The following is an 11,454-nucleotide window of genomic DNA, read 5'->3' as shown; positions in this document are numbered from 1 at the left end:
AGGAAGTCAATACTGCACGGTATGGTGCGCTGCGGGAATCCCTTCTGGCCCGGCTGCCGACGGTTTCGGCCGCAACCGCGTACTGCAACGAACCCCGGCGTATGGTTAAATCAGCAAATGAATCAACCTGACGCTTCCGCCGGCGAACCGCGTGCCGGCCGCAACAGCCGCCTGAGTGCCGAAGACTGGGCCCAGGCGGCCCTCGATCTGATTGCCGAGCAAGGTGTGAGTGCCGTCGCGGTGGAGCCGCTGGCGCGCCGCCTTGGCGTGACCAAAGGCAGTTTCTACTGGCACTTCCCCTCGCGTGATGCGCTGCTGCAGGCCGCACTGGAACGCTGGGAATTGTTCGAGCAGGAACAGGTGTTCGGCAGCCTGGAAGACGTGCCGGACCCGCGCGTGCGCCTGCGCCAGCTGTTCCAGATGGTGGCGCACGAAGTGCAGCCGCACATCATCTACAGCGAGCTGCTGAAGGCCCTTGACCATCCGATGGTGCGGCCGGTGATCGACCGTGTGTCGCAGCGACGGCTCGATTACCTGATCGCCTCGTTCCGCCAGGCGGGCCTGAGCTCGACCGATGCACGCCATCGCGCACGCCTGGCCTATGCGGCCTATGTAGGCTTCCTGCAGTTGTCGCTGCAGCTGCAGCAGCCCAAGCAGGCGCGCGAGGATTTCGAAGCGTATGTCGAACATCTGATCGACACGCTGATTCCGAACGGCTGAGGCGTTCTTCATCGCTGGATGCAGAAAGGCCGCGGCACTGCCGCGGCCTTTTTCGTTGGCGTCGACGCCAGCAACGAGCGTACAAAAAACAACGGCCCCTTGCGGGGCCGTTGCTGCGTCAGCTGATCAAGGGATCGATCAGAACTTCTGCTTGTACTGCATGTACATGTAGCGGCCCGGCAGGTCGTACTGCGGGTCGAACATGTTGTACGACACCTGGTAGGAGACCGGCGGCTGCTTGTCGAACGCGTTGTTCAGACCCAGCATGATCGTGCCCTTCCACGGGGTGTTGTAGCGCACCTGGACGTCGTGGTACACGGTGGTCGGCAGGCGGTTTTCGCTGCCGTCCGGATCCGAGCAGTAGCTCTGCAGTGAGCCCAGGTCGCACTCTTCGGTGATGCCCGACTTGTAACGCATGCCCCAGTTCACGCCGAAGTCGCCGAAGCTCCAGTCGACATACAGGTTGGAACGGATGCGCCAGTAGGGATCCTGGTCAAGATAGCGACCTTGGTAGCCTACAGCAGCCGAATCCTCGGTCGCCTTGGTCTCCCACTTGCTGAGGTAGGTGCTGTCCCAGCTGATGGTGAACTGGCCGAAGGACGTCTCCGGCAAGCGGTAGGAGACGCCCAGATCCCAACCTTCCACCTTGTACGACGCCAGATTCTGCAGTGGCATGCGGACGTTGGTGATGGTGTAGTTTTCTTCCGGGGTGCCGTAGTTTGGGTCACGTGTGATCAGGCCGCAGTACGCCGCCTGCTCGGAAGCGTTGCCCTTGTAGCAGCGATCCATGATGTCGCCGATCGAAGGACGGGTAATTGCGTCTTCGACCTTGATCTGCCACCAGTCCAGCGTCACGTTCAGGCCCTGCACGAAGCTCGGGCTGAACACCACGCCCAGCGTCTTGCTGGTCGAGGTTTCCGGCTTCAGATTCGGGTTGGAGGTCCAAGTGAACGGCTCGTTGGTCTGGTAAGCACCCGGCTGCGCGTCACCCCTTGCGTCCACGCTGTTGGGCTGCACGAAGCCGTCTGGCACACCCTGGGCCTGGCACAGGGCAAGCGTACCGCCGGATGGGTTGTTGGCCTTGGCGCAGGGATCAGCGTAGGTTTCGAAGGAATCGCCGTCGCCTGCGTACAGGTTGCTGATGCTCGGCGCGCGGAAGCCTTCCGAGTAGTTGCCGCGGATCATCAGGTCGTCGATCGGCTTCCAGCGGAAACCAAACTTGTTGTTGGTGGTGTTGCCGAAGTTGCTGTACTTCGAGTAGCGGGTCGCCACGCTGAAGTCGAGCAGCTTGGCGCCGGGCAGGTCAGCCAGCACCGGGATCGACAGTTCCAGGAAGAACTCATCCAGGTCGTAGCCGCCCTTGGTCGGCTTGGCGCCGTTGCCGGTGCTCAAGCCCGATGCGATGAAAGCGTCGGGATCGAACTGACCGCTCTCCTTGCGGTACTCGTAACCGGCAGCGAAAGCCAGAGCGCCGGCCGGCAGCTGCACGATCTCACCGGAGATGTTGGCGTAGTAACCCTTGGACACCAGGCTTGACGAGTCATGCGCGGTGAAGGCGGTGTAGTCGATCGCACCCTGCGAGATCGAGCCTTCCGGGCCGAGCGGGTTCACCGGTACGCAACCGGGGATCACATCACCGCCCGGTGCGCTGACGCACACCGGAACACCGTTGCGCAGTTCCGACGGGCCATAGGCGTTCTCGAGGTTCGCCAGGTTGAACAGGCCGTAGGTCAGTACGTTTTCATCGGTCTTGTCGTAGCGGTAGCCGACATCCCAGTCGAAGTTGCGATCGGCGAATTCGAAGAAGCCTTCGAAGCCGCCGTAGAAATGCCAGTTCTTGACGTTCTGGTTGAACGAGCGACCGCCGGTTTCATTGAAACGTCGATTGACGCCGGTCAGCTTCTGACCGTACGGGTTGTACATGCTGTCCGCGCTCAGTTCCATGCCGGTCACCGGCATGGCGGCCAGCAGCTGCTCGGACTTGCGCTCGTTGTACATCGCCTCGGTCTTGAAGGTGATGTTGTCGGTGATGTTGTACGAACCCGTGGCGAACAGCGAGGTTCGTTCCTGCGGCGTCAGCAGGTAGTTATCCGGCGAGGTGTTGTAGCCGTGGATCTGGCTGTTGAATAGGGTTTCGACGCCATTGATGATGACGTAGCGCTTGCCATCGCGGATGTAGGAGCCTGGCAGGCCGGTGCTGCTCTGGCCTCCGAAGAAAGGAGGGCCACCGGCTGAGATCGCGCGGTCGCCGGCGCCGACGGAATCTTCCTTGACATAGGAAGCGCCCAAGGTCAGCGACGCGCGGTCAGTGGTGGTGCCGATTGTGAAGTCGGCGGCTTCACGCTCGCCGTCACCCTCGCTGTACTGGCCCTTGTAGAAGTTCGCTTCAGCGCCGTCGAAGTTCTGCTTGGTGATGATGTTCACCACGCCGGCGATGGCGTCCGAACCATAGATGGTCGACGCGCCGTCCTTCAGGATGTCGATGCGCTCGATCATCGCGGTCGGGATGGTGTTCAGGTCGACGCTGCCGTCCAGGCCGGTGGTCCAGCGGCGGCCATTGACCAGCACCAGGGTGCGCGCAGTACCCAGGTTGCGCAGGCTGATGCCGGACGTGCCATCACCGCCGTTGTTGAACGTACGGTTCAGTGCAGCACCGTTGGCGGCGACGCGCTGCAGGATGTCAGCGACCGAAGTCACACCCTGCTTCTCGATGTCGGCGCGGGTCAGGCTCAGGACCGGCTGCGAGGTTTCGATGTCGGTGCTCTTGATGCGCGAACCGGTCACCGAGATGCGATCCAGGTTGGTCGCTTCCTGCGCCTGGGCTGTTACGGACGTCGCCGCACCGGCGATCAGCGCGACGACGACAGCGTCACGCAGCTTGTTGGACTGGAAATTCATTGGCTCTCTCTCTCCAAGAAATCTTGGCTGGGGTAGTGCCTGCGCGGCGGTGCCCAAAAAAGAAGGCTCCAAAATCGCGAGGCTGAATCGATAGTAACGGCCCTTCGCCAAAAATTAAAGCTGTGTTAATTCACGCTGTGGTTACAGATGAATGCGCTTCGATTTCTTTTATTTCAACGAGTTATCCTGGTGCGCGGGCGGGTGTCACTGCGTCTACCCGCCTTCGGAGCACAAAAAAGTTTCAGTTGATGCATGTCGTGATGTATCCGTTTGTAACGGATGAGTGCTTTTCGCACTTGACAGAAGTGTCCGGAAACAATTCGGGCGCCCCAGGGCGCCCGATGTTGAACACAGCTTGTTACCAGTCGATGAGCGACTACAGATCCTGCTCGTAGCGGACGTACGGCACGGTGCCGTCATCGTTGCTTTCGTTGCGCGGGGAGAACGGGTTCTTGCCGCGGCTGATCACATTTTCCGCGCCGACTGTAAGCTGGCCTGACCACGGGGTACGCCAGGTCAGGCCGATGCCCAGGCCTTCCCACTTGCCGGGCTTGCCCGGAACGTCCACCACGCGGCCGATGATGCTGCCGCTGAAATTGCCGTAGCCGGCGCCCAGGCTCAGGCTCTTGCTGTCCCAGCGGTCAACGATCGCCGGTGAGGCGTCAGCCAGTGGTACCAGGCGTGCCTTGGCATACGTGCCGGCGATGGAGACAAAGCCTTCGCGACCGATGTTCTTCTGCGCGAACACGGTCAGGTCATTCTGTTCGGCGCGCAACGACGGGGTCTTGCTGGGCGTCGCCAGCCAAGCGGGCAGGGTCTCGCGGCCGGTGCCGGCAGTGATTCCCAGGCGGCCGGTGCCACGGTTGAGCGCGGCGGTGCCGGTCAGGCGCCGGTTGGAACCGATGGCGTCATCGTCGTCGCCCAGGCTGGCCAGCATGCAATGGCTGGCCAGACCGCTGATGCTCGAACCGCTGCTGCTGTTGCACAGCAAACCAAGCGAGTCGCCCGAGGACAGGCCGAACGCAGCATCAAGCGAATTGCGGCCGAAATGCCAGCGTGCGCCGACGGCCTGTTCACCGGTCGGCTCCAGATACAGCAGGGCCTCGACCTTGCCACTGCCCTTGTTCCAGACCGGAATCACGGTACGGATGTCCTTGCTCTGCGCATGCACGCCCGTGATCGCGCCAAGGGCGATCAGCAGGGCCAGCGGTAGACGCAGGAAGGTACGCATCGGACCAGTTCAGACAGGGGCGGACAGTGAAAGTTCCCGCTGGGGCGGGGACTCGATCCTAGGGTGTTTATGAATTCTTAACAAGCCTTGTTCCTCCCCAGATACAAGACTCATTCGTTTTTACTGAAGACGTTCAGGTGCCGGTACAGCCCCCTGGGCACCGTGGAACAGTATGCCGAACTCCGTCAACGGAAAGTGATACTCCTGTCCGCAGAATTCGCAACGCACGTCCACTGCGCCGGTGTCTTCGGCAGCCGCACGGGCCTCTTCCTCGCCCAGTGAGAACAGCATGGAGGCGACCCGTTCACGCGAGCAGGAACAGGCGAAGGACAGGGCCTTATCACCCACCAGCTCTGCCTTCTCCTCGTGGAACAACCGGTGCAGCAGTTCCTCGGCCGGGGTGGCCAGCAGCTCCGCCTTGCCCAGGGTGTCGAACAGCGCGCTGGCGCGGGCCCAGCCGTCGTCGTCGCCCTCGTCGCCCGGCAGCTTCTGCAGCAGCAGGCCGGCAGCGCCGTCGCGGCCGGCGGCCAGCAGCAGCCGCGTCGGCAACTGCTCGGACTGACGGAAGTAGTCCTCGAACGCTTCATCCAGTTCCGGCGCGGTCAGTGCGACCAGGCTCTGGTAGCGCTGCGGTTCGCGCGGATCCAGGCCCGGGTTCTCGATGGTGATGGCCAGCAGCGAGTCCTGGCCCAGGTCGGTCAGGTCGCGGGGGGCATCACCGCCTTCGGCCAGCTGGACGATGCCGCGCAGGGTGCCGGCGGCAGTGCATTCGGCGAACAGCGTGCGCAGGGCCGTGTTGCTGCGCAGCTGGATCGACAGGCGGCCGTCCACCTTGGTGTGGCCGGTGAACAGCGCCGAGGCCACGCAGGCCTCGCCCAGCAGTTCGGTGGCACTGTCCGGATACTCGCCGTGGGACTGGATGTCCTGCCAGGTGGCCTGCAGGCGCACGTGGACGCCACGGACACCGGCGTCGGGGAGCAGGAAACGGATAAGGGAATCGGATTGGGCGGTCATCGGCTCACATCGCGCGGAAACGGGGATGGTTGCCGGATAATGCGCCGACAACCAGGCATAAGAAGGATGCACCAGTAATGGGGGCAGGGGGAGAGCAGGACAAGGTAGTGGCCAGCGCCGACACGGTGCCGCGTCGGCGCTGGCGCTGGAAGCGGCTGCTGTGGCTGCCGGTACTGTTCGTGGCCTTCAGCTGCCTGCAGGTGCTGGTGCTGCGTTTCATCGATCCGCCGCTGTCCACGGTGATGGTCTGGCGTTTCGGCGAAGCCCTGGGTGAAGGCGACTGGTCCTACCGGCTGCACTACCAGTGGCGGGACCTGGACCAGATGGCGCCGAGCCTGCCCATTTCGCTGGTGGCCGCAGAGGACCAGCGCTTCCCCGACCATAGTGGGTTCGACCTGCAGGCCATTGAAAAGGCGCGCGACCACAACGCGCGCGGTGGGCGCCTGCGCGGGGCCAGCACGATCAGCCAGCAGGTGGCCAAGAACCTGTTCCTGTGGCAGGGCCGCAGCTGGATCCGCAAGGGCCTGGAGGTCTGGTACACGGTGCTGATCGAAGCCTTCTGGCCGAAGCAGCGGATCCTGGAGATGTACGCCAACATCGCCGAATTCGGCGACGGCGTGTACGGCGCCCAAGCGGCGGCGCAGACATTCTGGGGCAAGGACGCCGCGCGGCTGAGCCCTGCGGAGAGCGCACGTCTGGCGGCAGTGCTGCCGGCGCCGCGTCGCTACAACGCGGCCAAGCCAGGCCCCTACGTGCAGCGGCGCGCGGCGTGGATCCAGCGGCAGGCACGGCAGCTGGGTGGAGCGGGGTATCTGGCCGAGGACTGAGGGCGCCGACAGCAGCGGCGTCCGTGGTGCCTTTGCTTCTGGTGCCGGAAGCGGGTGGCTTGAACGGTGGACTGGCGGGCTGCATGCCCGTCAACCACGTACAATCCTGCGATGACTCGTGAGCGTCTTACCTTCGTCATCGCCGCGCACAATGAAGAGCTGGTTCTACCCCAGCTGCATCCGCGATTGTGCGCGGTACTGGACGGCCTGGCCGGAATCGACGGACACATCCTGTACGTGGATGATGGCAGCAGTGACACGACCTGGTCGTTGATCACGTCGCTGGCCCAGAATGACCCGCGGATATCGGCGCTGAAGCTGTCGCGCAACTTCGGCAAGGAGGCCGCGCTGACCGCCGGTCTGGACCAGGTGCGCGAAGGTGCGGCGATGATCCTCGACGCCGATGGCCAGGACCCGCCGGAACTGGTGCCTCAGTTCGTTGAACGTTGGCGCGAGGGCTACGACAACGTCTACGGCACCCGCCTGGTGCGCGACGGTGAGAGCTGGAGCAAGCGTGCGACCGCGTCGATGTTCTACCGGGTGATAGGGCGCCTTTCGCGCACGCCCATTCCGGCCGATACCGGCGATTTCCGTTTGTTGTCGCCGCGCGCGCTGAGCGCACTGCGCGAGATGCGCGAACGTCACCGGTTCATGAAGGGGCTCTTCAGCTGGGTCGGCTTCCGCCGCGTGGCGGTGCCGTATCACCGGCATGCCCGTTTGGCCGGCAGCAGCAAGTTCAGCCTGTGGCGGCTGTGGAACTTCGCACTGGAAGGCATCACCGGCTTCTCGACGGTCCCACTGCGGGCGGCAACCTACATGGGGCTGGCCACCGCGGGCGTGTCCTTTGTATTTGCCATCTGGGTGATCGCCAAGGCGGCGCTGTATGGCGACCGTGTGGCGGGGTGGCCGACCATGATGGCGGTGATCCTGTTCCTGGGCGGTGTGCAGTTGATCGCGCTGGGCTTGATCGGCGAGTACCTGGGGCGGTTGTATGAAGAGACCAAGCAGCGGCCGTTGTACCTGGTTGACGCGTGGCTGACGCCTTCCGTGGCAGACTCGGAGCCGCAACCCACCCTGGGAGGGCAGGCAGATGACGTCGGTACGGCAACTGTTGGACGGCAAATCCCCTGAAGTGCATGCGGTCGCGCCTGATGCGGCGGTGATCGATGCGATCCGGCTGATGGCACAGAAGGGCGTCGGCGCGGTGCTGGTGATGGATGGACCGCGACTGGTCGGGATCCTGTCCGAGCGCGATTACGCACGCAAGATCGTGCTGCATGATCGTTCGTCCCGCGATACGGCGGTGTCGGAGATCATGACCGGCAAAGTGGTGACAGTGACGCCGGGCGAGCAGGTGGAACACTGCCTGCAGCTGGTGACCGATTACCGCATCCGCCATCTGCCGGTGGTCGAGGGCGGGCAGGTACTGGGGGTGATTTCCATTGGTGACCTGGTGAAGTCGGTGATCGATGCGCAGCGGCGCGAGCTGGATCAGCTGCAGCAGTACATCGTGGCGGGGTGAGTGTGTCGCTGGCGGGCCTGCGGCCCGCCGGCCCGCTTTTTCAAGCAACTGCTAAAGCCAAAGCCAAAGCCAAAGCAGCGCCTTCCTGATGTGCGGGGAGGCGGAGGGCATGGCCGTGCAGGACACGCCGTAAACCCATCCATGGGGCTCGATGGCGCCATCCATGGCGCCAACGGTCCTGCACGGCCATGCCCTCCGCCTCAGGACACGTCCCTGCGAGCGCGGTGCGTAGGGCCCCCGCTTTGGGTAGATGCCAACCTCGGTTGGCACAGCTTTTGACTTTGCTTTTTGCTTTTTCTCTTGATTTTGAATTTCCGCTCTCGTTCCGCGCGCGCAGGAAACTGTCCGAAGCCGGAGCAAGGCGGCAGGCAGGACCGTGAGGCGCATGGATGCGCCGACCGAGCCCCCATGGACGGGTTTACGGCGTGTCCTGCCTGTTGCCTTGCTCCGGCTCTCCGCATGGGAATCAAGGCGCCGAACGCCCGCTCTATTTCGCGTAGTGCCCACCGCAGTCGGCATCCTTGCCCGGGCCCAGTTCGATGGTGGCCAGCAGTGCCGCCGGCGGCGCGATGCTGCCCAGCGTCAACGCGACCGCACCACGAATGCCCAGCGCCTTGAAGTCCGGGCGGAATGACGGGTCCTTGAAGGTGCCGCCGATGCGTAGCGGCGAGCGCAGGACCAGGATGCTCCTGTCCTTCGGCCGTGGCCTCAGCAGCAGGTCCAGTGTTTCATCGCGCAGGCTGACATCACCTTCACCGACGATGATCGTATCGGTGGTGTCCACCGCCATCGACCTGGTATGCATCAGGCCCTCGCGCACGCCGAAATCGGCGAAGGCGCAGCGCAGCGGAATCTGTTTGTCGCCGGTGAACAGGAATTTCAGCGATTCGGTGATGTCCAGCCCCGCCACTTCCATCAGCAGGTTGCCGACATGACCGCGGCCCATGCCCAACGCCACGTCGCCGCTGCTGCTGCCGAGCATCGCCGCGATCGAGTTGCCGTTGCCGGTCAGATCAATGGCGCCGCTGATACCCCCCTTGGCCTGCTCGGCCAGCTTGGCGTCGGGGAACAACTGGCTCAGCTGCACGCCACGCACGCTGGCCTTGAACGTGGTTGCGATCTGTGGGCGACGTGCGTCCATCCGGATCGTGCTGCGGATGTCACCGCCGGCAACGCCGAAGTTCAACGGGTCCAGCCGAAGCACACCATCATCCAGCAGCAGATGCGCATCCATGTCGTCCAGCGGCAGCTTCGGCGCGTTGATGTGCTGTGCCTTCCAGCGCACATCGGCATCCATCGCACGCAGCTTGCCCAGGTTGTACGGCGTGGCCGGCAGCACCTTTGCGCTGGCGGCCTTGCGCGCAGCTTCAGTCTTCTGTCCGGCATTGGCGGTTTCACCGCCGTTGGCCTTCGGAGGGGCGCCGACGAAACCTGCAAGATCATCGAAATCTAGGCGGCGCGACACCAGGTTCGCGGCCATCCGTGGGCGTTCCCCGGAGACATCGAACTGCACAGCGCCCGCCAGATCGCTGTCGCCGACTTTGCCGGTGAAGCGCTCGTAGCGCCAGATCTGGTGATCGCGCTTCAGGCGGCCGTCCAATGCGTAAGGCGGGGAGGGTGGAATGGCGATGCCCAGCAGTGGATACAGGTCTGCCAGGTCTTTGCCGCTCAGCGCGAACTGCAGGTCGAACACCTGCAGCTGGAACGGGTTGGTCAAGGTGCCGCTGGCGACGGCATGGGTGGCGCCGGCGCGGCCATCGAGGTGGATGCGGAAGGGATGGCCGCTGTCGGTCAGCTCCAGCGGCGACTCGGTGCCGCCGCTCAGGATGAAGGGGTTGCCCCGCCAGCGGCCTTTGCCGGCCACCAGCAACGGTGGTGCAGCGTCGGCCTGTTTGGGTTGCCCGCTGCGCACGTTCACCAGGATGTCGGTGCGGCCTGGGGCGTCAAGGAACTGCAGGCGACCATCGTCGATGCGCAGGCGCTTGAGCTGCGGCGTGGTGCCGCCCTTGCTGTCGCCGAGGAAGTTCCAGTTGCCCGGGTCACCTTTGCGCGGTGCCGTCTCCAGCAGTACGTCAGGGCGGGTCAGGCGGATTTCGGGAAGCTGCACGTTGCCGCGCAGCAGTGGCCACACCCGAACGTCGATCTCGACCCGGTCGGCACTGGCCATGTTCGGCTGTTTGGCCCAGGGCGCATTGGCGAAGGTGAGGGTATCGGCACGCACGGTGGTGGTGCGGCCGAGGTCGACATCCAGGTTGCCGATGTGCAGGGCGCGCCCGGTACGGGCCTGCACCGCACGTTCGACCGGGCCCTTGAACCAGTTCCAGTCCCACAGGGCAAGGAGGACCAGGATCGCCGCGAACAGGAACACCAGCACGGCGAGCCAACGCTGCCCGCGCGGACCGGGACGACGCAGGCGCCAGCGCGACGCCTTGGGAGCAGCAGGAGCAGAGGCAGCATTCACGCTGCCATGGTTGCCCCGTCGGGGTGGACGGGGCGCGAAGCGTTCATGTGCATGGCGTGCAGAGCGAACGCTTGCTTGCCAGGCAGGGCCTGGCGCTACCGCTGATCGAGGGTCACAGCACCTGTCGGGTCACTGCGACGAAGTGGCAGACGCTGCCGCCGATCACGAACAGATGCCAGATGGCATGCGAATAGGAGATGGATTCGCGGTGATAGAAGTACGTGCCCAGCGTGTAGGACAGGCCACCGCCAAACAGCCAGGCCAGGGTGCCGCCATCGATCGAGGCCCACATCGGCTTGATCGCCACCACCACCAGCCAGCCCATGGCAATGTAGATCACCGTGGACAGCAGCTTGAAGCGGCCGGTGTAGAACAGCTTGAACACCACACCGCCCAGGGCCAGCGCCCAGATCGCGGTGAACATGCTCCAGCCCCAGGGACCGCGCAGGCCGATCAGGGTGAACGGGGTATAGGTGCCGGCGATCAGTACATAGATCGCGCAATGGTCGAACACCTTCAGGCGGCCCTTGGCCTGCGGGTGCTGGATGGCGTGGTACAGCGTGGAGGCGGTGTACAGCAGCAGCAGGGCGATGCCGAACACGATCGCGCTGGCCAGCTGCCAGCCATCGCCGTAGATCGCGGCCAGGGTGATCAGTACCGCACTGGCGGCCAGGGCAAGCACCGCACCCAGCCCGTGGGTCAGGGCGCTGGCGATTTCTTCACGGATCGAAGCAACAGAAGTCGTGGACATGGCATGAGCATCGTCTGCAGGGAGGGGGAC

Annotated in this window: 9 protein-coding genes; 4 read left to right on the top strand and 5 right to left on the bottom strand. The window is 64.1% G+C overall.

Annotation, left to right across the window (positions count from 1 at the left end):
- Positions 1-117 precede the first annotated feature (117 nt).
- Positions 118-720 carry a TetR/AcrR family transcriptional regulator gene (locus tag ACEF39_RS15885; protein ID WP_025877807.1) on the top strand — a complete coding sequence of 201 codons (603 nt, stop codon included), beginning with the start codon at positions 118-120 and terminating at the stop codon, positions 718-720.
- 138 nt (positions 721-858) lie between these two features.
- On the opposite strand, the gene ACEF39_RS15880 is transcribed toward ACEF39_RS15885, so the two are convergent.
- The 3 genes from ACEF39_RS15880 to hslO all read right to left on the bottom strand — a co-directional run bounded on the left by ACEF39_RS15880 (position 859) and on the right by hslO (position 5,863).
- The gene (locus ACEF39_RS15880) at positions 859-3,618 is read right to left on the bottom strand and encodes a TonB-dependent receptor (protein WP_500285747.1); all 2,760 of its coding nucleotides are present in this window, start codon (positions 3,616-3,618) and stop codon (positions 859-861) included.
- A 376-nt stretch (positions 3,619-3,994) separates the two neighbouring features.
- On the bottom strand, positions 3,995-4,849 hold the full coding sequence (locus tag ACEF39_RS15875) for an XOO1806 family protein (RefSeq protein WP_500285746.1): 855 nt from the start codon (positions 4,847-4,849) through the stop codon (positions 3,995-3,997).
- A gap of 120 nt (positions 4,850-4,969) precedes the next feature.
- The gene (hslO, locus tag ACEF39_RS15870; protein WP_088100577.1) at positions 4,970-5,863 is read right to left on the bottom strand and encodes an Hsp33 family molecular chaperone HslO; all 894 of its coding nucleotides are present in this window, start codon (positions 5,861-5,863) and stop codon (positions 4,970-4,972) included.
- Positions 5,864-5,940: 77 nt separating this feature from the next.
- On the opposite strand from hslO, the gene mtgA reads away from it, so the two are divergent.
- From mtgA to ACEF39_RS15855, 3 genes are all read left to right on the top strand, one after another.
- Positions 5,941-6,690 carry a monofunctional biosynthetic peptidoglycan transglycosylase gene (gene mtgA, locus ACEF39_RS15865; RefSeq protein ID WP_500285745.1) on the top strand — a complete coding sequence of 250 codons (750 nt, stop codon included), beginning with the start codon at positions 5,941-5,943 and terminating at the stop codon, positions 6,688-6,690.
- A gap of 111 nt (positions 6,691-6,801) precedes the next feature.
- Positions 6,802-7,821: a glycosyltransferase family 2 protein gene (locus ACEF39_RS15860; protein WP_500285744.1), complete on the top strand. Its 1,020-nt coding sequence runs from the start codon at positions 6,802-6,804 to the stop codon at positions 7,819-7,821.
- Positions 7,781-8,212, top strand: a complete 432-nt coding sequence (locus ACEF39_RS15855) for a CBS domain-containing protein (protein WP_500285743.1) — start codon at positions 7,781-7,783, stop codon at positions 8,210-8,212. The genes ACEF39_RS15860 and ACEF39_RS15855 overlap by 41 nt, the downstream gene beginning before the upstream one ends.
- A 487-nt stretch (positions 8,213-8,699) precedes the next feature.
- Here the strand turns inward: ACEF39_RS15855 and ACEF39_RS15850 are convergent, their stop codons facing one another.
- Positions 8,700-10,673: an AsmA family protein gene (locus ACEF39_RS15850; RefSeq protein ID WP_500285742.1), complete on the bottom strand. Its 1,974-nt coding sequence runs from the start codon at positions 10,671-10,673 to the stop codon at positions 8,700-8,702.
- Positions 10,674-10,785: 112 nt separating this feature from the next.
- Positions 10,786-11,424: a PAQR family membrane homeostasis protein TrhA gene (gene trhA, locus ACEF39_RS15845; RefSeq protein ID WP_500285741.1), complete on the bottom strand. Its 639-nt coding sequence runs from the start codon at positions 11,422-11,424 to the stop codon at positions 10,786-10,788.
- Between the last annotated feature and the right edge of the window lie 30 nt (positions 11,425-11,454).

This window comes from Stenotrophomonas indicatrix (assembly GCA_041545745.1).
In the GTDB taxonomy this organism is placed as follows: domain Bacteria; phylum Pseudomonadota; class Gammaproteobacteria; order Xanthomonadales; family Xanthomonadaceae; genus Stenotrophomonas; species Stenotrophomonas indicatrix_A.
The sequence above is the reverse complement of the archived record's forward strand: the minus strand, read 5'-3'. Positions and strand labels throughout refer to the sequence as shown.

Coding starts and splice junctions, on each gene's coding strand:
- ACEF39_RS15860 (WP_500285744.1), top strand. CDS start 6,802: ATGACTCGTGAGCGTCTTACCTTCGTCATCGCCGCGCACAATGAAGAG.
- ACEF39_RS15855 (WP_500285743.1), top strand. CDS start 7,781: ATGACGTCGGTACGGCAACTGTTGGACGGCAAATCCCCTGAAGTGCAT.
- ACEF39_RS15880 (WP_500285747.1), bottom strand. CDS start 3,618: ATGAATTTCCAGTCCAACAAGCTGCGTGACGCTGTCGTCGTCGCGCTG.
- ACEF39_RS15875 (WP_500285746.1), bottom strand. CDS start 4,849: ATGCGTACCTTCCTGCGTCTACCGCTGGCCCTGCTGATCGCCCTTGGC.
- ACEF39_RS15885 (WP_025877807.1), top strand. CDS start 118: ATGAATCAACCTGACGCTTCCGCCGGCGAACCGCGTGCCGGCCGCAAC.
- trhA (WP_500285741.1), bottom strand. CDS start 11,424: ATGTCCACGACTTCTGTTGCTTCGATCCGTGAAGAAATCGCCAGCGCC.
- mtgA (WP_500285745.1), top strand. CDS start 5,941: ATGGGGGCAGGGGGAGAGCAGGACAAGGTAGTGGCCAGCGCCGACACG.
- hslO (WP_088100577.1), bottom strand. CDS start 5,863: ATGACCGCCCAATCCGATTCCCTTATCCGTTTCCTGCTCCCCGACGCC.